Annotated in this window: 16 protein-coding genes; 13 read left to right on the forward strand and 3 right to left on the reverse strand. The window is 44.7% G+C overall.

Annotation, left to right across the window (positions count from 1 at the left end):
• Nucleotides 1-672: 672 nt before the first annotated feature.
• The 4 genes from BUC01_RS14885 to metH are packed head-to-tail and all read left to right on the forward strand — an operon-like array spanning nucleotide 673 to nucleotide 5,297.
• Complete coding sequence (locus BUC01_RS14885) at nucleotides 673-1,500, forward strand: hypothetical protein (protein WP_139261870.1); 828 nt, start codon at nucleotides 673-675, stop codon at nucleotides 1,498-1,500.
• A 31-nt stretch (nucleotides 1,501-1,531) separates the two neighbouring features.
• Nucleotides 1,532-2,077, forward strand: coding sequence for a Yip1 family protein (locus tag BUC01_RS14890; protein WP_081795768.1), 546 nt, complete (start codon nucleotides 1,532-1,534; stop codon nucleotides 2,075-2,077).
• Nucleotides 2,078-2,088: 11 nt separating this feature from the next.
• Nucleotides 2,089-2,541 carry an SsrA-binding protein gene (gene smpB / locus BUC01_RS14895; protein ID WP_025831267.1) on the forward strand — a complete coding sequence of 151 codons (453 nt, stop codon included), beginning with the start codon at nucleotides 2,089-2,091 and terminating at the stop codon, nucleotides 2,539-2,541.
• 5 nt (nucleotides 2,542-2,546) lie between these two features.
• Nucleotides 2,547-5,297, forward strand: a complete 2,751-nt coding sequence (gene metH, locus BUC01_RS14900) for a methionine synthase (protein WP_051568753.1) — start codon at nucleotides 2,547-2,549, stop codon at nucleotides 5,295-5,297.
• 236 nt (nucleotides 5,298-5,533) lie between these two features.
• Here the strand turns inward: metH and BUC01_RS14905 are convergent, their stop codons facing one another.
• Both BUC01_RS14905 and udk read right to left on the reverse strand, forming a co-directional pair.
• Nucleotides 5,534-6,925, reverse strand: a complete 1,392-nt coding sequence (locus BUC01_RS14905; RefSeq protein ID WP_073314100.1) for an MltF family protein — start codon at nucleotides 6,923-6,925, stop codon at nucleotides 5,534-5,536.
• A 12-nt stretch (nucleotides 6,926-6,937) separates the two neighbouring features.
• Nucleotides 6,938-7,543 carry a uridine kinase gene (gene udk, locus BUC01_RS14910; protein WP_025831268.1) on the reverse strand — a complete coding sequence of 202 codons (606 nt, stop codon included), beginning with the start codon at nucleotides 7,541-7,543 and terminating at the stop codon, nucleotides 6,938-6,940.
• Between the two features lie 100 nt (nucleotides 7,544-7,643).
• On the opposite strand from udk, the gene BUC01_RS14915 reads away from it, so the two are divergent.
• The 9 genes from BUC01_RS14915 (at nucleotide 7,644) to BUC01_RS14955 (ending at nucleotide 21,847) form a co-directional block, all read left to right on the forward strand.
• Complete coding sequence (locus BUC01_RS14915) at nucleotides 7,644-7,952, forward strand: Dabb family protein (RefSeq protein WP_025831269.1); 309 nt, start codon at nucleotides 7,644-7,646, stop codon at nucleotides 7,950-7,952.
• A 26-nt stretch (nucleotides 7,953-7,978) separates the two neighbouring features.
• Nucleotides 7,979-10,027 carry a protein-disulfide reductase DsbD family protein gene (locus tag BUC01_RS14920; protein ID WP_025831270.1) on the forward strand — a complete coding sequence of 683 codons (2,049 nt, stop codon included), beginning with the start codon at nucleotides 7,979-7,981 and terminating at the stop codon, nucleotides 10,025-10,027.
• Nucleotides 10,028-10,087: 60 nt separating this feature from the next.
• The gene (locus BUC01_RS14925) at nucleotides 10,088-10,747 is read left to right on the forward strand and encodes a chloramphenicol acetyltransferase (RefSeq protein WP_073314102.1); all 660 of its coding nucleotides are present in this window, start codon (nucleotides 10,088-10,090) and stop codon (nucleotides 10,745-10,747) included.
• 201 nt (nucleotides 10,748-10,948) lie between these two features.
• Nucleotides 10,949-11,554 (forward strand): RNA polymerase sigma-70 factor, encoded by a 606-nt coding sequence (locus tag BUC01_RS14930; protein ID WP_025831271.1) that lies wholly within the window; start codon nucleotides 10,949-10,951, stop codon nucleotides 11,552-11,554.
• Between the two features lie 89 nt (nucleotides 11,555-11,643).
• On the forward strand, nucleotides 11,644-12,624 hold the full coding sequence (locus tag BUC01_RS14935; RefSeq protein WP_025831272.1) for a FecR family protein: 981 nt from the start codon (nucleotides 11,644-11,646) through the stop codon (nucleotides 12,622-12,624).
• A 275-nt stretch (nucleotides 12,625-12,899) separates the two neighbouring features.
• Nucleotides 12,900-16,334 carry a TonB-dependent receptor gene (locus BUC01_RS14940; protein WP_073314140.1) on the forward strand — a complete coding sequence of 1,145 codons (3,435 nt, stop codon included), beginning with the start codon at nucleotides 12,900-12,902 and terminating at the stop codon, nucleotides 16,332-16,334.
• A gap of 17 nt (nucleotides 16,335-16,351) precedes the next feature.
• Nucleotides 16,352-18,352, forward strand: a complete 2,001-nt coding sequence (locus BUC01_RS14945) for a RagB/SusD family nutrient uptake outer membrane protein (RefSeq protein WP_034524188.1) — start codon at nucleotides 16,352-16,354, stop codon at nucleotides 18,350-18,352.
• Between the two features lie 10 nt (nucleotides 18,353-18,362).
• On the forward strand, nucleotides 18,363-20,090 hold the full coding sequence (locus tag BUC01_RS14950) for a fibronectin type III domain-containing protein (RefSeq protein ID WP_244895750.1): 1,728 nt from the start codon (nucleotides 18,363-18,365) through the stop codon (nucleotides 20,088-20,090).
• Between the two features lie 362 nt (nucleotides 20,091-20,452).
• The gene (locus BUC01_RS14955; RefSeq protein ID WP_243462412.1) at nucleotides 20,453-21,847 is read left to right on the forward strand and encodes a rhodanese-like domain-containing protein; all 1,395 of its coding nucleotides are present in this window, start codon (nucleotides 20,453-20,455) and stop codon (nucleotides 21,845-21,847) included.
• A gap of 92 nt (nucleotides 21,848-21,939) precedes the next feature.
• Here the strand turns inward: BUC01_RS14955 and BUC01_RS14960 are convergent, their stop codons facing one another.
• The gene (locus BUC01_RS14960) at nucleotides 21,940-23,928 is read right to left on the reverse strand and encodes an LruC domain-containing protein (RefSeq protein ID WP_073314107.1); all 1,989 of its coding nucleotides are present in this window, start codon (nucleotides 23,926-23,928) and stop codon (nucleotides 21,940-21,942) included.
• Nucleotides 23,929-24,084: the final 156 nt, after the last annotated feature.

A 24,084-nucleotide genomic window follows, 5' to 3' on the forward strand; every position in this document is an offset into this window, starting at 1 on the left:
ATGTAAGCGGGGTGTAGGTAAAGTTACCTATACCGATGCTTAAATGGTATATCTAGTTGATATACTTCTTGTTAATGCCGTTTTTCTCTTGATTCTCTTGTTTACGATACCCTCCTTTTTTACCTGTTTTTCTCTTCTATTATGATGTGAAATATATTGTTTTGCTGTGTTTTTCGCTATATATGGTTCTGTTTGCAGCTTGCTTGTACCGATTGAAATCAGTGTTTGGAAACGTCAATTGCCTATGTTCATTAGGTTAGTTATCTATGTTTATTTTATTAGTAGTCAATGTTTTCTGTGCTGTTACGGCTGTGGGTAACGTGCTCCACGTCTGCGGTCCTGCTGCTTCATGAATGTGGACTTTGTGCTTCACACTTGTGGTCGAATTAAAACAACGAACATGAATGTGAAGATAAAGCTATGTAAAAGTAAAGAAGAGGCCTATGGAAGCACATACTCATATTATAATATGTATATGGGAACGGATAAGCTAATTGAGACTATAGTTGTTGATGAGCAGAATTAAAATAATGTTAAATAGATGGTAGGATTTGCAGTATTTGAATTAATATTTCATTTACTCTTAAAAACAATGAAAAAACGAGGAGAGTGCTATACAACTCAATTCTTTTATCTAAATTTGCAAACTCTAATATTTATAGAACAATGAAAATGGCTAAATTTAAAATCTGGATGGTTGCCCTTACCGTATTAATGGGTTTTTCTCTTACTTCATGCTTGGATTCCAGTGAATCAGAATCTCCTTATGATGGTGGAGGAATGTTTCATGTAGTGCAAAGTTATATGGGAACATCTCACTTTGAAGATCCGGCTGGAAATAAATTATACCCAACAAGTGCATCTGTCTTGGCAATGGAAACTAACTATGGATTTAAGATATCCAGCACAAAGTTAGCTTTTATTTATTATAAATTTGTAAAAGAAGAGGCTGAAACAAAATCAACTTCTACAACCACTCCAAAATCATATGACATAGTACTAGTTTCAGCTGTGGCATGTGACGGACCGGAACCTGTTATTGCTGAAGACTTGGAAGATATGGAGAATCGTGTAACGGAAAATGCTCCTATCGTGTCACTTACTCCGACTGTAAATAATGGAATCAGCTATACAGAGTTGAAACCATTCCTGTATGACTTAAACACATTGGTGTTGCCCATCGCATGGAGAATGGAGAATAATTCTGAAAAGATATCACAGCATAAATTTAATTTGGTTTATGTAGAGTCAGAGACAGAAGCGGGTGATGGAGATATGGTATTGTATTTACGTCACGATAGAGGCACTGACGAAAAGACGGAGGCCGGAACTTATACTCAAGATGGATATGATATTGAGGAAGCGGTAGGACTTTTCAAAGATAAAGCAGGAAACGAACCGCAGAGATTGATTATAAAGTCAAAGAATAATGAATCAGATTCTAAGATACCTGAAACGTATACAGAGGTATCTTTAGATTATAAAGTTACTCAACAATAATTTGGATTATAAAGCATTATTCCATATAGCAATGTTACTGATTTCCTCTCCGGCCAAGGCCTGGGAGGAAATTCGTTTGGAAGAGGATAGGCGAAAGGTGTTTACAGCTTTTGTTTATCCTATGATTGGTTTATGCGGATTGTCCGTCTTCATTGGCTCTTTGCTGGCGAAGGGATGGGGTGGTCCGGAGAGTTTTCAATATGCCATGACACAATGCTGTGCGGTGGCGGTATCCCTTTTCGGAGGATATTTCCTGGCGGCATATCTCATTAATGAGATGCGCGTCAGAATGTTTATGATGGACAGTGACATACCCCTGACGCAACAATTTGCAGGCTATGCACTGGCTGTGCTTTTCTTGCTTCAGATTATTATCGGTATGTTGCCGGACTTCAATATCATCGGGCTACTATTACAGTTTTATATCGTATATGTGGTGTGGGAGGGGGCTTCCGTGTTGATGGAAGTGGAAGAAAAAGACCGGTTACGGTTCACCATTATTTCTTCTATTCTGCTGATAGCCTGTCCTATGCTCATCCAGTGGATATTCAACAAGCTGACAATGGTACTTAATTAACGTTTGAAATCATGAAACAAGCTCCTATCAATATAAAGAACAAGCGTGCTACATTCGACTATGAACTGATAGACACTTATACAGCAGGCATCGTGCTCACGGGTACGGAAATAAAATCCATCCGCATGGGTAAAGCGAGCCTTGTAGACACATTCTGCTACTTTGCCAACGGTGAGTTGTGGGTGAAGAATATGCATATTGCCGAATATTTCTACGGTTCGTACAATAACCATTCGGCACGCCGGGAGCGCAAACTCTTACTTACCAAAAAAGAACTTGATAAACTGGCACGCGGTGCGAAAGACCCCGGTTTTACAATGGTTCCTGTACGTATGTTTATCAATGAAAAAGGCCTTGCCAAAGTAGTAGTGGCTCTTGCCAAAGGTAAAAAACAATATGACAAGCGTGAGGCTTTGAAAGAAAAAGACGACAAGCGTGATATGGCGCGTATGTTTAAAAGATAATTTAGATGAGTAAACTTGGCAGTTTGGTGCGTGAGCGCATCCTCATTTTAGACGGTGCCATGGGCACCATGATACAACAGTACAACTTAACGGAAGAAGATTTCAGGGGAGAGCGCTTTGCAGACATCCCCGGGCAGATGAAAGGAAATAATGATCTGCTTTGCCTGACCCGTCCCGATGTGATACAGGATATACACCGCAAATATCTTATGGCAGGTGCCGATATCATCGAAACCAATACGTTTAGTTCCACCAGCGTCAGTATGGCCGATTATCATGTGCAGCAGTATGTGCGTGAGATGAACCTTGCCGCTGTGAAACTGGCACGCGAAGTGGCGGACGAATTCTCCACACCGGATAAACCGCGTTTCGTGGCCGGTTCCGTCGGACCTACCAATAAGACTTGCTCCATGAGTCCCGATGTGAACAATCCCGCCATGCGTGCACTAACTTATGATGAACTTGCTGACGCCTATCGCGAACAGATGGAAGCCTTGCTGGAGGGCGGGGTAGACGCCCTGCTGATAGAAACTATCTTCGACACTTTGAATGCCAAAGCAGCTATCTTTGCTGCGGAAAAGGCGATGGAGGCAACAGGCATCCGGGTGCCCGTCATGCTGTCCGTTACGGTTTCCGATACGGGTGGGCGTACCCTCTCGGGACAGACATTGGAGGCGTTTCTTGCTTCTGTTCAGCATGCCGACATCTTTTCGGTGGGCTTGAACTGTTCGTTCGGTGCCCGCCAGTTGAAACCTTTCCTGGAACAGCTTGCTGCCCGTGCTTCTTATTATATCAGCGCATACCCCAATGCTGGTTTGCCCAATAGCCTCGGCCAGTACGACCAGACCCCTGCCGACATGGCGCATGAGGTGAAAGAATATATCCACGAAGGTTTGATAAATATTATCGGTGGTTGCTGTGGTACTACCGATGCATACATTGCCGAATATCCTGCATTGATAGCCGGTGCGGCTCCTCATATTCCTGCTCCGAAGCCCGACAGTCTTTGGCTTTCCGGTCTGGAGCTACTGGAGGTGACTCCTGAAAAGAACTTTATCAATGTGGGTGAGCGCTGTAACGTTGCCGGTTCGCGTAAGTTCCTGCGGTTGATTAATGAAAAGAAATACGATGAGGCTCTCAGCATTGCCCGCCAACAGGTGGAAGACGGTGCACAGGTCATCGATGTGAATATGGACGACGGTCTGCTGGATGCGCAGGCAGAAATGACCACTTTCCTCAATCTTATCGCTTCCGAACCGGAGATAGCCCGTGTGCCCGTCATGATTGACTCTTCCAAGTGGGAGGTTATTGTTGCCGGATTAAAGTGTCTGCAAGGGAAATCCATTGTAAATTCCATCTCCTTGAAAGAGGGGGAAGAGAAATTCCTGGAACATGCCCGCACGATTAAGCAATATGGCGCAGCGACCGTAGTGATGGCTTTTGATGAAAAAGGGCAGGCAGATACTTATGAACGTAAGATTGAAGTTTGCGCCCGTGCCTATCAGCTTTTGGTTGAGAAAGTGGGTTTCAATCCTCACGATATTATTTTTGACCCTAACGTCCTTGCCGTAGCTACGGGTATGGACGAACATAATAACTATGCCGTAGACTTTATTCGGGCTACGGGCTGGATACGTAAGAATCTGTCCGGTGCACACGTCAGCGGTGGCGTAAGCAACCTTTCATTCTCTTTCCGCGGGAACAATTATATCCGCGAAGCCATGCATGCGGTGTTCCTTTACTATGCTATCCGCGAAGGAATGGATATGGGAATTGTCAATCCGGCCACGGCTGTGCTTTATACGGATATTCCTGCCGATGTGTTGGAACGTATCGAAGACGTGGTGCTGAACCGTCGTCCCGATGCTGCCGAGCGTTTGATAGAAACAGCCGAGCAACTGAAAGCCGCTGCCGAACAAAAGAAAGGCAATGTGTCTGATAAGCATGTCGCACCGCTTTCCTGGCGTGATGGAACGAGTGTGGAGGAGCGATTAAAGTTTGCTCTGACCAAAGGGCTTGGCGATTACCTGGAAGAAGACCTTGCCGAAGCCTTGAAGCTCTATCCGAAAGCTGTTGATATTATTGAAGGTCCCTTGATGGCTGGTATGAACTATGTGGGAGAATTGTTTGGTGCCGGAAAGATGTTTTTGCCGCAAGTTGTGAAAACAGCGCGTACCATGAAGAAAGCGGTGGCTATTCTTCAGCCTGTAATCGAGTCCGAAAAACAGGAAGGTTCCGCCTCTGCCGGTAAAGTATTGCTTGCCACGGTGAAAGGTGACGTACATGATATCGGTAAGAATATTGTTTCTGTGGTAATGGCTTGCAATGGGTACGAGATAATAGACCTTGGTGTGATGGTACCTACCGAGACGATTGTTCAGCGTGCCCTGGAAGAGAAGGTGGATATGATTGGACTTAGTGGTCTGATTACTCCTTCGCTGGAAGAGATGGTGCATGTGGCTATGGAACTGGAGAAAGTGGGTGCTGACATTCCGTTATTGATCGGTGGTGCCACTACTTCCCGATTGCACACGGCGTTGAAGATTGCTCCGGTTTATCATGCTCCTGTGGTTCATCTGAAAGATGCCTCTCAGAATGCAACAATTGCCGCCCGGTTGATGAATCCGAAAGCAAAAGAAGAGTTGGCGGAAAAATTAACTTCTGAATATGAACAGTTGCGCGAAAAGAATGCAACCCAAACTCCGAAGACGGTATCTCTGGAAGAGGCACAGAAGAATAAACTGAATCTGTTTTAGGGAAAACATAAGTAGATGCTCATAATTAATTCGTATATCGAGTATCTGTCATCCTGAGCTTGTCGAAGGATCTCTTCTCCTGTTTGTATAGCGCAACTTTATGCCAAGAGAGTAGATCCTTCGACAAGCTCCCTTAGATGACGAAAAGTCCGTATAGCAAAACTATTTGCGTGTGCTAAATTAGCATTTATATATCCAACTAATTTCAACTCCTGATTCGCATTAATATTTTATTTCTATTTCTTTATCTTCTTCTTATACGTCTCGTATCTCCCCATTATATCCCTTACGAAATTATACGTCTCTATTCCGCGGAAATAGCCGTTTTTGCAGACCGGGTCGGTGAAGTATTCCTCGTTGCTTTTCAGTAAGATAAAGTTTTCCACATTATCTTTCCAGACATATTTGTTCTTTCCGTATTTTTCGGCCAGAGCCATGGCGTCCTGCACATGGCCGATACCGGAATTATAAGATGCAAGTACAAAGTTGAGCCGCTCTTCCGGAGGCACAGAAGAAAAACTTCTGGCAGTGGCATTAATATACTTTATGGCAGCTTTTACGCTTTCTTCCGGATTCTGTTCTTTTCCTTCAGGCATCCCCATGGCACGTGCGGTGGCAGGCATTAACTGCATCAGCCCTTTGGCACCCGCCCATGATACTGCTGTTGTATCAAAGTTTGATTCCGTATAAGCCAGTGAAGCAAGCAACCGCCAGTCCCAGTCTATTTCAGAGGCATATTTCTTGAACAATTCGTCAAAGTGTGAAATCTTTCCTTCCCGAAGGGACAGGATGGGAGAGTGGGGAGTGGCTTTGCTGATTTCAAAGTACCTTTTCATGCTGGCGGTATAGGCGGGAGAAGTCATGTTTTCCTCATGCCATTTATTGGCAGCCTCTGCCAGTTCCGGACTATCCTTACGTACTGCCCAGGAAGCTCTTTGGTCGAAACTGATGGATAACTTTATGTTCAGATTGGGATAATAGGTAGTGTTGAGCCTGGCTACATCATTATCGGCAACGGTATAGGGAATTTTCCCCTGTGCTACTTGTGTGATAAGGTCTTCGGCCGAAACACTGTCATTGGTGACCTTATGAATATGGATACCCCCGCCAAGTTCCTTGTCCAGATTTACCAGACGGTCGTAATACTTCCCGGGCTTCACGTAGATGTCTTTGCCGATCAGTTCCGTTACATCCGTCAACGGTTTGTTTTTTCCGCCTGCGCGTTGCACAATCACTTGATGCGTAATGACTTCTTCGCCACAGTATATCAGGCTGTCTTTCAATTCTTTTGTGATAGGCACGTTATAGGCTATGATATCCCCTTCGCCCGCCAGCAACTTGTTTATGAGTCCCTGTACGTTCTTTGCCACAATTACGCGCAACTTTACTCCCAGACTTTTGGCAAATTGTTCACTTAGTTCGTACTGGAAACCCATATCCTGCCCGCGATAGTTGAAGTAGGATGTGGAACTGTATAAAGTCAGTACAACGAGTTCGCCGCTATCTTTTATTTGCTGCAAATCCCCCACGGCTTCACTGGCCACAGAAGTGCGTTGCTTATTTCCGCACCCCGATAGCCAGCACAGACACGATAAAGCAATCAGGAAAATCTTAGCGGTTGCCCTCATTTAATTTTCAATTTATAAGTGTTTCTTTATATACATAGTAAGAATGTCTATGGCCACCTGATTGTTTCCTCCTTCGGGCACAATTAAGTCGGCATATCGTTTGCACGGTTCGATGAATTGCTGATGCATCGGTTTCAGAATGCGGGTATAGCGCTCCATCACCGCTTCCGCAGTACGCCCGCGCTCCACGACATCCCGCTGTATCACGCGGATAAGGCGTTCGTCGGGGTCGGCATCCACAAATATTTTGAGATCCATCATGCTGCGCAGTCTTTTGTCGCATAAGGCAAGGATTCCTTCGATGATAACCACTTCCCGAGGTTCGATGTGAATGGTTTCCGGCTGGCGTGTACACGTCAGATACGAATAGGTGGGCTGCTCAATACTTTTTCCTTCGCGCAGCATGGCTACGTGCCGGGACAAGAGACTCCACTCGAAAGCATCCGGGTGGTCGAAGTTGATGTTCTGTCGTTCTTCCACAGGCACGTGGCTGCTGTCCTTGTAGTAAGAGTCCTGAGGCAACAATACCACTTCGCCTGCCGGCAGGCTTTCGATAATTTTACGTACGACGGTGGTCTTTCCTGAACCTGTTCCGCCTGCAATTCCTATTATTAACATCCGTTTAAGTGTATATTTAAAACAAAACGAGTACTTTTGCGGTTATATTTAATCGCTTCAGTTGACAAATATATAGATAAATCATTAAAATAACAAAGTTATGGTCAAACACATTGTATTATTTAAACTAAAAGACGAAGCACCGGCTGACAAAAAGCTGGCAGCTATGAAAGATTTTAAAAACGCTATCGAGGCTCTTCCTGCCAAAATATCCGTTATCCGCAAAATAGAAGTGGGACTGAATATGAATCCGGCCGAAACCTGGAGTATTGCGCTCTACAGTGAGTTTGATACATTGGACGATGTGAAGTTCTATGCCACTCACCCCGATCATGTGGCTGCCGGTAAGCTGATTGCTGAAGTAAAGGAAAGCCGTGCATGTGTGGACTATGAGACAATTGATAATTGACAATTCATGAATTAATCATTGATTATATGAAGAAAATATTATCTATTTGTCTGTTGCTCATAGCTGTTATGGCGCAGGCGCAGATACAGGAACCCGTCAAGTTCAAGTCGGAATTGAAGACTCTTGCGGCGGGTGAAGCGGAAATTGTGTTCACTGCTACTATTGATAAAGGTTGGCATGTGTATTCTACCGACCTCGGTGACGGTGGTCCTATCTCGGCTACATTCAACGTAGAGAAAATATCCGGTGCCACGGTTGTAGGAAAATTGCAGCCGAAAGGTAAAGAAATAGCTTCTTACGATAAATTGTTTGAGATGAACGTGCGTTACTTTGAGGGTACGGCGCAGTTTGTTCAGAAGCTGAAACTTACGGGGGGCGATTATCAGGTGCAGGGATTCCTGGAATTCGGAGCCTGCAATGATGAAAACTGCTTGCCGCCTACACAAGTAGAATTTGATTTCAAGGGTAAGGCGGAAGCTGCCAAAGGTGCGGCCGCTGTGGCTCCTGCGGATAAACCGGCAACTCCCGTTGCGGAGGCAAAACCGGAGAGCCAGCCGGTTGAACAGGCCGGAACACCGGCAGATGCTGCTGTGATTGGTGGGACGGACGCTCCAACGGATGTGAACGTTATGGAAAACATAGACCTCTGGAAACCGGTTATCTCTGATCTGCAAACTTTTGGTGAAACTACTTCACAGGAAGATATGTCATGGATTTATATCTTTATCACCGGATTCCTCGGTGGATTGCTGGCTCTGTTCACTCCTTGTGTGTGGCCCATTATTCCGATGACGGTGAGCTTCTTCCTGAAACGTTCCAAAGATAAGAAAAAAGGTATTCGTGATGCCTGGACGTATGGTGCTTCCATCGTAGTGATCTACGTTACACTGGGTCTGGCTATTACGCTGATTTTCGGTGCCAGTGCATTGAATGCGCTTTCCACGAATGCTGTGTTCAACATCCTTTTCTGTCTGATGCTGGTGGTGTTTGCCGCTTCCTTCTTCGGGGCATTCGAGCTGACGTTGCCTTCTAAATGGAGCAATGCGGTTGACAGCAAGGCGGAGGCAACAAGCGGTCTGCTCAGCATCTTCCTGATGGCGTTCACGCTTTCATTGGTATCATTCTCTTGCACGGGACCCATTATCGGTTTCCTGCTTGTGCAGGTATCTACGACGGGTAGTGTGGTGGCTCCGGCCATCGGTATGCTTGGTTTTGCCATTGCTTTGGCATTGCCGTTCACGCTGTTCGCCCTGTTCCCGTCCTGGTTGAAGTCTATGCCGAAGTCGGGAGGTTGGATGAATGTCATCAAGGTTACGCTCGGTTTCCTGGAACTGGCTTTTGCCTTGAAGTTCCTTTCCGTAGCCGATTTGGCATACGGCTGGCGTATTCTTGACCGTGAAACATTCCTAGCTTTGTGGATTGTGTTGTTTGCCCTGCTGGGCTTCTACCTGTTGGGCAAAATCAAGTTCTCGCACGATGATGACGATACGAAAGTGGGAGTGGGCCGTTTCTTCATGGCACTCTTTTCACTTGCCTTTGCCGTATACATGGTTCCCGGTCTGTGGGGTGCCCCATTGAAGGCAGTGAGTGCTTTTGCTCCGCCTATGCAGACGCAGGATTTCAATCTCTATAATAATGAGGTGCATGCCAAGTTCGATGATTACGATCTCGGTATGGAATATGCCCGTCAGCATGGTAAACCTGTGATGCTTGACTTCACCGGTTACGGTTGTGTAAACTGCCGCAAGATGGAACTTGCCGTATGGACAGACTCAAAGGTGAGTGATATCATAAACAACGACTATGTGCTCATCACACTCTACGTAGATAATAAGACTCCGCTGACCGAACCCGTAAAAGTGGTTGAGAATGGCAGGGAGCGTACGTTGCGTACCATAGGCGATAAATGGAGCTATCTGCAACGGGTCAAGTTCGGTGCGAATGCACAGCCGTTCTACGTACTGATCAATAATGAAGGCCGTCCTTTGAATAAATCTTATTCCTATGACGAGGACATTCCTAAGTACATCGAATTCTTGCAAACCGGATTGGAGAACTATAAGAAAGGAAAATAATACTAACAGAATGCCTGGCCGACACCAACGACCGGGCATTTTTATTAACCCCAAATATTTATGAAACATATTGTAGACATTGACACATGGGAACGCCGGGATAATTATAATTTCTTCCGGGGTTTTGTAAATTCATGGTATTCCATTACTACAGAGATTGATTGTACCGAGGCCAGTGCCATAGCAAGAGCTTCCGGCCGTTCATTCTTCCTTTATTATCTTTATGCCGTGGTTCGTTCGGCCAATGAGGTGCCGGAGCTTCGTTACCGTACAGATAAGAACGGGCAAGTCATTTTCCATGACGAGGTGGATATCATTTCTCCGATAGCCGTTCCGGGAAAGACATTTTATACCGTCCGTATCCCTTATCATGAAGACTTCGAGCGTTTTTATGCTGAAGCCTATTCACTGATAACCAATATTCCGGAAGATGGTGACCCATACGGAGCCGAGAAGGTGTTGGGAGCGCAGGGCGTTTATGATGTTGTTCATTTGAGTGCGGTTCCTAAGATGTATTTCACATCTACCACTTACACTCTGGCGGAAGCCGGAAACGGTTGCAGCTATCCGCTGATGACTTCCGGTAAAGCCGTGTCCCGCGAAGGACGTTTGGTTTTTCCACTTTCCATCTATGTAAACCATGCGTTTGTGGATGGTTCGCACCTGAGTTTATTTTTCCAGAAGATAGAAGAACACCTGAAAAGAATTTCACATAAGTAAAAAAAGGGATATTCAACGTGGATAACGCAGATTTATAAGGTTGCGCTACAACCGGAAAACTGTGTTATCCGCGTTTTTTATGTCAGGAAAATCAGCTTGTATCCGGTCTTCTTTTTCTATTTCTCTTTTTTATCTCCGGGATTTTACATACGTTTGCAACATTGTAGAGTACCTTTGTGTTCCAGAAACTAAAAATATACTATGTCTTCAACAGATATTTTCAATGATGAACATGCACTTGTTCTCCGTTTGATAGACGGGGACGAAGCCGCTTTCTGCGAACTTTACGCAACTTACAAAAACCGCCTGATATACTTTGCAATGCGTTTTCTGAAGTCGCGTGAGTATGCAGAAGATATTTTTCAGGATGCGTTTACGGTTATCTGGCAGAGTCGTCGTTTCATTAATCCCGATACCTCCTTTTCTTCTTACCTCTATACGATTGTCCGCAACCGGATATTAAACCAGTTGCGCGATTCCGCCAACGAAGAACAGCTGAAAGAAAGCATACTTTCGCAGGCACTCGACTATACGGATAATACTAAAGGTGACATTCTGGCGAATGATTTGAAGTCTCTCGTTTCCCGTGCTCTGGAGCAGCTTACTCCCCGGCAGCGTGAAGTCTTCAATATGAGTCGGGAAGCCCAACTTTCTCATAAAGAAATTGCAGAGAGTTTGGGAATATCCGTTAATACGGTTCAGGAACATATATCTTCTTCTCTGAAAATCGTTCGTACCTACCTTATCAAGTATTCCGGCAGTGAATATGCCGATTTGATTCTGCTGCTTATCTGCCTGAATCTATAATAAATGTTAATCATACCCCAGCATCTTCCCTTTGCTGTGTATTACTCTATGTAAAGGAGAATATATGCTGCCTTTAATGAGTTTACACTATGGAAGAAAAAGAAACAGATAAATCTATACTCCGCCGTTACCTGGATGATATGTATACCCGGGAAGAAGCGCATGGCCTATTGTCAAAACTTAGGAACAGTGCTTCTGATGAAATGCTGGGTGAACTGGCTGACGGGGTTTGGGAAGAAGCGGCAGCACAGGATTTCACTACCGGCCCGGAGCGTGAGAAATATAAGGAAGAAGCCGCCCGACTTCTGAAACGTATTGAACACAAGAAGCGTACCTGGTTTCATCGTATTACTAAAACAGTGGCAGCGTCTGTTGCGGTGGTTTGCCTTATTTGGGGTGGTCTGAATCTTTGGAATGATATGAACCGGCAACAGATTGTTTATCTGGAAGCTTTTACCTCTTATGGCGAGCGGAAGCGGATTCAGTTGCCGGATGGTACGTTGCTCACTCTGAATTCCTGTTCACGTATTCGCTATCCGGAACGTTTCATAGATGATGAACGGAGGGTTGAATTGGAGGGGGAGGGATATTTCCAGGTATATAAGAATGAGCGGCAGCCGTTTATTGTCAATACTAGCCGTTTGAATGTACGCGTGTTGGGTACCCGTTTTGATGTGAAATCCTACTCTTCGGATGAGATTGTCTCAGTAGATGTGGAAAGCGGTAAAGTGCAGGTGGACTTGCCTGAAGCAATGATGCGGCTACAGGCTAAAGAGCAGGTACTGATAAATACGGCTTCGGGCGAATACAGCAAACGGCGTGAAGAGCGTTCCGTTGCAGTCTGGCGAAAAGGCGGGTTGCGTTTTAACAGTACGCCGATACGTGATGTGGCCAAAGAACTGGAACGTATGTATAATTGCCGCATCACCTTCGCTGATGGACAGGAATTCAGCAATCTTATATCCGGAGAACATGATAATAAAAGCCTGGAGGCCGTGCTTCAGTCTATGGAATACACCAGCGGCATCCGCTATAAAAAAGAAGGAAACAACGTTTTATTGTTTAAATGATAAAAAACTTAATATTATGAAAGCACCCACTTAGTCCCCTTTTCTAAAAGAAAATAGGAGCTATCTCTCAGAGCAGCCCCTATCCTGTAATCCGGACGGATATTCATTCGTTTCGACCCGTGTGAATAACGTATCTCGGCATTACACCTTTGTTTCAATTAATTAATTTAATTACTAAAACGCACAAATAAATGAATAATCTTTCAAATTCCAAAAGGAAAAGTCGAAATATACATTCGTTTTTAGCTTTTTTACTATTCGTATGCTTGTCTGTTATGCCGGATAATGTGCAGGCTCAAAAAGATAAAACTGTAACGCTGAATGTTCAGAATGAAGCAGTGGAAAATGTCTTTATCCGGCTGAGTAAGCAGACAGGTTTGAAATTCTTTTATGACCAGGATGTGGTCAATGCCGCTCCACGCATATCAATCGATGTGAAAAACAGTCCTTTGCAGGCTGTTTTGGATAAGATAACTGCACAGACAGGTTTATTTTTCAATAGGGATAATAATACGATATCTGTAGGCAAACAGAAGAGTGGGAGTGATGCCAGGCAATCGAAGACGCGGGCAGTGAAAGGGACAGTGGTAGACGAAACCGGTGAGGCTATAATCGGTGCTACTGTATTGGTGAAAGGCACCACTAATGGTGTGACAACTAATCTTGATGGAAACTATGCTCTGGCGGATGTTCCGGACAATGCCACAATCTTGATTTCATATATAGGTTATCAGACTGTGGAACTTAAGGCCAACAGTAAAGAACTGGCTAAGATTACATTGAAAGAGAATAGCGAATTATTGGATGAAGTGGTAGTTCTGGGATATGGAAATATCCGCAGGAGCGATGTGACGGGTTCCATTGCATCCGTTTCTTCGGAATCCATCTCAAAAGTGGCTTCCGCTTCCGTGGCCGATGCGTTGGCCGGAAAGATGGCCGGTGTGCAGATAACGACGGCAGACGGTGCTTTGGACGCTGAAATCAGCATCCGTGTGCGTGGAGGCGGCTCAATCACTCAGGACAACTCACCGTTATTTCTTGTTGACGGTTTTCCGGTGGATGATTTGAGTGGCATTCCGCCTACGGATATCGAATCTATCGATGTCCTGAAAGAAGCTTCCATGACTGCCATCTACGGTGCCAGAGGTGCGAATGGTGTAGTGATTGTAACCACGAAGAACCCGAAAATGGGTAAGACGTCAGTGCAATTCAACAGCTATGTCCAGACGCGTACATTGGCGGGAAAATTACCGGTAATGGGCAATTATGAATTTGTGATGGCGGAGTATGAGTATCAGATGATACGTAAAGGATCGGATGAGACTTTTATCAAGAACTTTGGTTATTATGATGACATTGACTTATATAAATATACAGATTCTAAAGACTGGCAGGATGAAGTATTGGGAGGTAATCCGATTTCACAATACTATAATCTGACAGTCAGTGGAGGCAGTGAAAAGACGAAGTTTAATTTGAGTTATAACCGGAATAAAGACGAGGGACAGTTGATAGGTTCCGGTCTGACGCGTAATAATATTATCCTGAAGTTGAATCATGAATTATTTAAGAATCTGAAACTGGAGACAAATTCCACATACCGCACCCGCACTATTGACGGAGCAGGTACGTCGGGCACCAACATCGTAACGGCTCTCCGCTACCGGCCTACCAACGGACTGACTTCCGGCACATCCCTTGATCCGGATGATGATGACGAGAATCTGGATGAGGATGGTAACTCTTTGAATCAGAAGTACACTCCGCTGGAAGAGAACAAGCAGAATTATAGGAAAAGGAAAGAAACGGCAATCAGCCTTAAAGCGGCTTTGGTATGGGACGTTTTCAAAGGAATGCAATTCCGTTCGGAATATGGCATCAGTACGACAAACTCCAGTGATGACCTGTTTTATGGGGCGTTATCGAGCACAGCGTCCGCTGCCGGGATGAATAATATGCCTTCGGCCAAGCGTACAAAGACACATAAAGAGTCATATCGCCTGGCTAATACACTGACCTATCGCAATTTGTTCCGTAAAATCCACAATGTGAACCTGATGATCGGACAGGAAATAAATCATTCGCAAAATGACAATACGTATATGAGTGCACGTTATTTCCCCGTTTCCATTACGGCCGAAGCGGCTCTTGAAAACTTTGCATTGGGCACACCCCACCAAAGTACCAGCTATAAAGCAGCTCCTGACAGAACGGCTTCCTTCTTCGGTCGCGCACTGTATGATTATAAAAGCCGTTATTATTTCAATTTCACATTTCGTGCGGACGGCTCCACCAAGTTTGCACCGGGCAAGCAGTGGGGGGTATTCCCTGCGGGTTCTATAGCCTGGAGAATTTCTAAAGAAAATTGGATGAAGCCGTTCAAATTTGTTTCTGAACTGAAGTTGAGAGCAAGTTATGGTTTGGCAGGTAACAACCGCATCAGTGATGATTTGTGGCATAACATCTATCGCGTATATAGCGGTTCGAGCGCTCCCGGTTTTAATAATGAAGACTATAATTATTATCAGTTTGCAGATCAGACCTATTTGTATGATCCTGATCTGAAATGGGAAACCACTATTACGCGGAATCTTGGTTTGGACTTCGGCTTTTTCAAGAACCGTTTAAGTGGTACGGTTGATGTATACTGGAATACAACTAAAGATTTGCTGGTTCCGTCCATCATACCGAATTCGTCCGGTTATTCGCGGCAGATGACGAATGTGGGCCGTACTTCCAATAGGGGAGTTGAGTTTTCTTTGAGCGGAAAAATCGTCCAGACGAAGGACTTTAGCTTGTCAGCCAACTTCAATGTCGCCTTTAATAAGAATAAGGTTGATAAACTGTCTTCCGGTGAAACGGAGTGGAAAACGAAGGCTTCCCTCTCCAATTGGTATGGAACCTATAATTACAAGATGGAAGTAGGCAAGAGCATGGGATTGATTTACGGTTTTGTGAATGACGGCTTCTATACGGTCGACGACTTTAACTTTGATGAAACCACCAAGAAATGGACATTGAAACCGGGAGTTCCGGATAACTCTTCCTTTAGTTCGGGCAACTTTAGCTTCAAGCCGGGTGCCATGAAGTTCAAGAAACTGTCCGATTCGGAGTCGGACTTGATAACGGAAGAAGATATGACCATTATTGGCGATACCAATCCGAAGGTAACAGGAGGTTTCGGACTGTCCGGCAGTTGGAAGAATTGGGATTTTACTGCATTCTTTAATTATATGTGTGATTTTGATGTGTTCAATGTCAATAAACTCTATCTGAATTCCGCTGTCCGTCGCAATTATTCTAATTTGTCAACGAATATGAGCCTGTCACACCGTTTCCGCTATGTGGATGATGCGGGTGTCAATGTTTCCAATGATCCGGTTGCGCTGGCAGAATTGAATAAGAACGCCGCGACTTATTCGTGGATGTCCGTTACTCAGGGCATCACGATGAGCGATTTGATTGAAGACGGTTCATTTTTGCGTCTGAGCACTCTGACTGTGGGATATACGCTTCCGCAACGTTGGTTGAGCCGGGTGGGGGTTAAGAGCCTGCGTCTGTATTTCTCCGGCAGCAACCTGTTTACTCTGACGGGGTATAGCGGTTACGATCCGGAAGTGAACATTCAGAAAGGGCTGACTCCGGGTATAGATAACAATGTGACTCCGCGTAGCCGGGTTTACACACTTGGAATAAATTTGAATTTTTAAAAATAGAATATTGAATCATGAAAAAGCTTTATATTCCAGTTATCATATTGATGATACTTACATCTTGTGAAGATTACCTGAATGTAAACTCTCCTTCCACTTTTGATAAAGATTATATCTTTAACAGCGAGTCGGAGATTGCCACGGCTGTCAATGGTATGTATGTACCGATGGTTAGCGGCAAGGGTTGGGTAGGTAACATAGCCCAGAAGATGCTGTTCAATACAGATGTCGAGTTCACTACGGTTACCACGTCGTCCAATCTGAAAGAGAGTGCTTTCGAACCGAGTGCAGGTGATATCAGTTCGTATGGCAGCATCTGGACAGGTATGTATGACGGAGTGAACCGGACGAATGACGTGATAGAAGGCATCGAGCAAAGTCCCTTGTTTGAGGCTGCCGATAAAACCAAACCTTCCCGGGTGATGCATTATTATGGTGAAGCGAAGGTTTTGCGAGCCATGTACTATTTTGAACTGGTGAGAAACTGGGGAGACGTTCCTTACAGGCGGAAACCGGCGGGTGACAAGAATGAACTGTTTATCGGGGCGACCGACCGTGATATCATATTGGCGGATATGATAAATGACCTTATTGAAGTCGAGCCGGTCATGTGGTATGCCGAAGAATCGGACAGGGGAGTTGAAGCAGCTTCAAGAGAGTTTTGTCAGGGATTGATAGCCCGCATGGCATTATATAGAGGCGGATGGACGCTGCGTCCGGATTATTCGAATCCCGCAGCTATCGGTTCGATGCAGCGCAATGATGACTGGCAGAAATACTATGAAATAGCCGAGAAGTATGCGGGCAAGGTAATTAATGAGGGTAAGCACTCACTGGACCGTTCATTCCGCCAGCTTTGGGTGGACGAATGTAGCTGGGTCGTTCCGGTGAATGATGATAACATTTTCGATGTACCGGCCAAGGTAGGGGGCTCCGGAGAGTTGGGATATTCCTGGGGAACCTATATCGTTTCGCAGAAGAATTCGGAAGGGCAGAATGCGTCCAATGCTCCGCACGGATATTCTTCGGGAGGTTCAAAACTGGCGCTTACCTATATGCTATCATTTGATCATAAAGACTTGCGCCGCGACCTTACGTGCGAGATGTTCCGTTATGAAAATTCGGGAATGACTAATATCGTTCAGAAACCCATAGCTGCCCTTACGGTTTATTGCGGGAAATGGAACCGCCTGTTTATGGCAACCCCTTTGGGCAGCACTTCCAATAAAGGTACCGGAATAAACTACACTTATATGCGATACGCAGACGTATTGCTTATGTACGCTGAAGCCGCCAATGAAAACCATAACGGACCTACGGCACAAGCCAAAGAAGCCTTGAAGAAAGTCCGCAGTCGCGCTTTTGCGGCAGAAGACTGGGCTGAGAAAGTGGATGGCTATGTCGATGCTCTTATTTCTAAAGAAGATTTCTTTGATGCGATTGTGAAGGAACGTGCCTGGGAATTGGGAGGTGAGAAGCATAGACGTTATGACCTGGCGCGTTGGAATCTGTATGGAAAGACTCTCTATAACCTTTATTTCGACTGGATTACTTTAGGAAAAGTAGCCCGCACCAAGCAATATGAGAATGCGTCCACTAAGTTTGAAGAGCCGACTTATGATGAGCGTTTCAATTCCTATCCGGCTGTGGCTTATTACAGAATGGTTAATGCCGTGAATCCGCCTGCCGTCTGTGTGTCGCAAACCATAGACTGGTATAAAGAAGGAGGCAAGAACTCTTATGATGAATCCTTTGAATCATATCCTTCAAAAGCGCCTACGGGATATACACTTATAAATATGTGTAACCAGTATTGCACGCAGGTCAAGAATACTTCGAATCCGCGTCAGTGGGTACCTGCCCCTGCCGTACTGTTCTCATTCTATGGGTATATCAACGAGTCGAATGCGGCAACCGTGAATCCGGAAGTCGATCCTGTCCGTTACCTGTTGCCTATACCTCCCGATGCATTGTCAAGTCATCAAGGGTTATTGAAGAATTATTATGGATATTAAAAAAGAAAGTATGAGAAAGTTATTGATATATTTGGTGCCTGTATTGGCGTTCTGTTTATTGAATATTACTTCATGCAAGGACGAGAGTGAAGAGATGCCTCGTCTGTTCAGGCCTTCTTTCATCGCCTCTTCCTGTTTTGCGGAAGGGAATACGGTTTCTCTTGCCTGGAGAACATCCGGAGAAGCTACTTCCTATACGGTAGAACTCTCTCAGGATGCCACCTTCCAGGCGGAACCGGCAGAGGTGCAGACGGTGAAAAGCAATAAGTGTACATTTTCCAATTTGCGTTACGAAACGGGGTATTATGCTCGGGTGAGGGCTAATAATGAAGGGCTTGATATCATTTCAAACTGGACGGAGTATACTTCGTCCATTAGGACTCTGTCACGCGTCATACCTAAGATACTTTATGCGCCGGATGAAAATCTGATAACAGAAAATTCGGTGGCGATAGCATGGAAGGTATCGGATGTCAATCCGGTCGACGGTGTTTCTGTCTGGTTGGCGGACGGAGGACAGGCAGACGAGAAGCATTTTGACTTATCTGCCTCGGATATTTCTTCCGGTAAGTATGTGATTTCAGGATTGTCTCCCCGTTCCACTTATCTGGTTGCTTTGACAAACAGTAAGGCTCCCGAAGGCGCTGAGAAGTACAACCTGCAGAAATTTACTACAGCCGGTATGCCTGCCGGTGCTGTACTGGCTACGGATGGCGTCGACTTACTGGCGAAGATAAAGGAGGGAATGAATGACGGCAGCAAATCAAGTCTGATTTTCCAGTTGCAAAACGGAGTTGATTATTATCTGTCCGCAGACGGCCTTCCCGCAAGCAGCACCGGTGACATCAAACTGACGAAGAGTATCGCATTCCTGGCTAATCCCGGGGAGCGTCCTACACTCTACATACGCAAAGGCGGTTTCATCATAAAGCCGGAAGTGAACAATATTCCCGAAATCGAATATTTTGTGGTTGAGAATGTAAATGTTAAGGAACCGGTTGTTGCCGGTGGAAGCGGCGGCAGTAAAACTCGCCTGCTTAATATCGGCAAGCACGATGCCGGCACGGATATTACGATAGACCGTTTCGAAATCCGGAATTCGGATGTTATACTGCCTTCTTCTGTGCTGATGATGAACGATGCCAGTGACGGAATGACGACAATCAATCATATCCGGATAGACAATTGCCGGGTGACGGGTGTCAATGATACTAAATACGTGACAAAGCAGTTCGGATTTATACACGCCATCAATAAAGGCTCTAATGTCTGGAACGACGTGTCCGTTTCGAACTCAACTTTCTATGAGTTTTATATCTCACCGGGGGTATTCGGGGCATTGACTGCCGGTGTACCGGTTGCTGCTGATTCTAAGGTTTCCATATCAAATTGTACTTTCTATAATTGGGCAACAAGCAAGGCGGCTTATACGGCTATCGGAAACTTTTCCAAGCTGTCCACGCCATTGTCTTTATCGGTCAGTGGATGCGTCTTTGGCTATAGTGCTGGGAAAGCGCTTGACCCCGGTGCATGCAATCTGACGGCGAAGAACAACTATTGTACGACTGATTTTGAACAAGCATCCGGTACGGGACTTTCGTTGATAGATTTAGGATTATCTGATTCTTCTTTCTTCAGGAATGCCAAGGAAAATGATTTCACCGTTATCGATTTTGAATCTGTCGTTTACACTCAGGAATATGGTGATCCGCACTGGATTACCGTTCAGGAATACTGATCATGATTCATTACTCCGGATGGTAACTCCGGTTACATGCCGGAGTAGTTTCATTTACACGGCGGAGTAGCTTCATTTACATACCGAGGTAAAGGTCGTTACAATAAGTGGTAACGGTCGTTACATACGGCGGTAAATGCTTTTACATCCTGCGGTAAATGGATTGTAAATGCTATTTGCTGATAATCAGTAGAATAACTGGATGCGCTGGCAACGCTCTTTCAATAAATAGAATGTGTAAGATTCTGTGAAAGGTGCTGTGCATTGTGCGGGCGGATTATGCGCCTGCACAAGCATGGTCACTGAGTATGTATGTACAACCTTCCGTATAAATTAAAATAGAGAATAAAATGAAATGTAATATGGTTTGGATATCTTTCGTTGTATGGACGCTTTTGGCTTGCGGTACGAAAGAAGAGGATATAAAACTTTCCGCCCCTTTTCCCGACTATGGGGAAGTACTTGCTTTTCCGGGAGCGGAAGGCTATGGGCGTAATGCTGTTGGAGGGAGACGCGGTGAGATTTATCATGTCACTACCCTGGCCGATTCCGGAAAAGGTTCTTTGCGTGATGCGGTGAGCAGGCCGAACCGGATTATTGTTTTCGATGTTTCGGGAATTATCAGATTGCAGTCTTCGCTCAGCTTTTCCAAGAACCTGACTATTGCCGGACAGACAGCACCGGGAGACGGGATTGTGGTATATGGTAAACATGTCTCTTTTTCAGGAGCAGACAATCTGATATGTCGTTATCTGCGTATACGTATGGGGGTGAACGGGAAAGAAGGAAGTGATGCAGCTGGGGTAGCTTATGGTTCGAACATGATTTTCGACCATCTCTCTGTCACTTGGGGACGTGATGAATGTTTTTCTATCAATGGAGATCCAAAGAAACCGGACGACCAGCCTCGGAACATCACTATACAGAATTCATTTATCGGGCAAGGGCTGCAACCCCATTCTTGCGGCGGACTCATTCAGACTACTGCCGAGAATGGAATCACTTTGTATCGTAACCTTTATATTGACAATAAAACCCGTAATCCGAAGGTGAAAGGGCTGAATCAGTTTGTGAATAATGTTGTTTACAACTGGGGAAATGGCGGTGCTTACATAATGGGTGATACGGAACAGATTTCAGAAGCGGATATCCGCAACAATTATTTCATAGTAGGGACTACCTATAATTATGATGGTAAAAAGTTAGGTGCTACAGCTCCTTTCACCCGTTATAACGAAAACTTCCGTGCTTATTTATCCGGCAACTTTTATGATGCCGATAAAGACGGTGTACTGAATGGCCGCGAACTGACACGTGACGATTGCACCAAACGGAAGCAGGAGAATGGAACAGAGATAGTCGTAACCCCTACATTTCTTGATAATCCTTCCGACAAACATCCCGGCATAACCGGATTAATGACTGCCCGCGAAGCTTATGAATGGATTGTTGCCAATGGTGGGGCTTCTCTTCCCGCCCGCGACCAGGTGGATGCTTATCTTGTAGAGGAACTCACTTCGTTGGGACTGAAAGGTGAAATCATCTGTTCTGAGCTGGAGCTTCCGACAAAAGGCCCCGGTGAGCTAAAAGCAGGTACAAAGCTTCCGGATTCGGATAACGACGGGATGCCGGATGAATTTGAAGACAAATACGGACTTGATAAAAACGACCCGTCGGATGCAATGAAGATAGCTTCCAACGGATATACTAATATTGAAAACTATATTTTTTCTATAAGCAGACTTTTAACTCCGTGAAAGGGGAGGCTAAGTCTTCGATAAATAAGTCTTCAGTAAAATGAAAAAGAGGATGCGTTCACATCCTCTTTTCTTTTTAAGTTCAAAGTTTCTTATTTCTTATACCAATCCTTATTTTCGGTACCATTGCTTTCAACCCATTTGGAATATCCACTGTAAAGCTGGTCAATAGCGACGCTTTCGTTTGTTCTATCCAGAAGTTTGCTCAAATCTTCTTCATTGGCTCCACTGAGGAAGATAGCGAACGGATAGGCACCGTTACGTACATAGTAGATACCTTGGCTGGGTTTTGAAGCATCATCTCCTTTGCCAAAATACGATGGTTCCACTTTAGATGTCGGCTTATGTTTGGGGAGGTGTACTTCCCAACGTTTACCACTCTCTTCATTCTTGAAGATGAAAGCTTCGGCATCAGACTGGCGGGTGGCAGGTGATTTCTCTTCGTAGTTGACAGTCACCCTATACTCTTCTCCCACATTGTCCTTTACATTGTCAGTCAGGATATATACGTTATCTGTAGCCTCATATTGTAAGTCCTTCTCTGTGAACTCAGTTTCTCCGGCTTTGCGTACAGCAAAAGTTGCAGAAGAAACGGTGCCGTCGGTTGTCAGTCTGAATGCCAGTCCGTTGGTATTGGCTGCTACGTTTGCAAAGGTTTTGAAGACGAAAGTTTCACTATAAATATTATTTATATCAAAAGTCTTTCCATAAGAATAGCGTACCATTACGTCATTCATATCATAATCTCCCTTGCTGGGCCACAAATCTTCAAAAACGAAAGTTCCTTTCAATGCTGGCTTTATGGTAGTCTTGTCATCGTCGGGATCTACAGTTGGTATGTCTGTAATAGCATCTACCGGATTTGATTTCAGCGTCATCACAACGTCACTGAAGTTTTCATCCGTAGTGAAGTCTTCGAACGAAATCATTACCCAATCACCATATTTATATACTGCGGTGCGAGGAGATTTGAAAGCTGTTCCCTTATTGTTTACGCTGAGTCCTTCCGATGTGGCTGCACGATATTTGTTGTTACCGGTGAATCCTGACACACGATTACTCCATGCATTATTGGCAAGAACAAAACCGATTCTGTATTTCTCAGGAAATACATTAGTCCCGTCTTCCATACTTCCGTTAGCGATATGCGGGTAATATTTCAATTGAACGGATGTCAGTCTGTCTATACCGGCAGTGGGCTTTGCCTTCTCAGGGCCATTTCCCCACTTTCCATCTTGCGTATTGGGGAATAGCATAATGATATGAGCATCTTTCAGACTTGTCGGTTTTTCTCCTTCTTTATAGTAATAATACCCCATAGAGCAATTCCAACAAGTATTCTGTCCGAGGAAAGTTACTACCACTTCGGCGTTCTCATTGATGTACATATCCGAATAGCTACGATATTCTTCCGGGCAAGACTTCTTGGTGTTGATAACCCGTGTATGTGCAGTGTAGAGTCCATCTTTCTCTTTAGCGGCAAAATCTCCGTTATATTTATAGCCGATTTCTCCGTTACGTTTTTTATTGTAGCTACCCAACCAGTCCTTCCAGCGTGTATCTTGATATGCGGGAGGAGTATTCCGCTGAGTTAACATATAGCTATCGTATTCTTTATCTGTAGGGCGTACCGCACGGGTATTTGCATCTGCCGCCCCATCTGTGGCCTTGATAACTCCGTTGACTATCTCTGCTTCTATCAAAGTCTGTGCAAAGAATGCCGGGGTATAGACATATACTTTCTTTACGTACGCGGGCAGTTCCACTTTTCCATTGAAAACGCTGTTGTCGGTAGTGTAGGATACGAAGAGGGGGGACACATCATCTCGCTTAATACAGTTGTACTCACCAGGAGTAACGGGCATTTCATCATACAATTCAAAGTAAACATTAGCTTGCACTTCGCTATTTAGATAGCTAACTTCCAAGCTGACTTCGTTCTGAACTGTTGCATAGTCGAATTCATTGAATTCTTTGTCGTCTTCTTTGGGACCCTGATAAACATCCTTATCAGTGCAGCTACTTAGGGCAAGAGTAAAAGTTGTAGTAAGTAGCATCATCCCTAATAGTCTTTTTCTCATAAAATGTAGTATTGGCATGAATCTTCTGCAAATGTACAATAAATGAATGAATTTTACAACAAAATATGCGACTTTTTGTTGTTTATTATAGTCTAATTAACTTTGCTGCGGAAATGACATCCGTATTACAGATTTATTACAGAATTTATCTTTAGC

The organism is Bacteroides stercorirosoris, from assembly GCF_900142015.1.
Taxonomy (GTDB): domain Bacteria; phylum Bacteroidota; class Bacteroidia; order Bacteroidales; family Bacteroidaceae; genus Bacteroides; species Bacteroides stercorirosoris.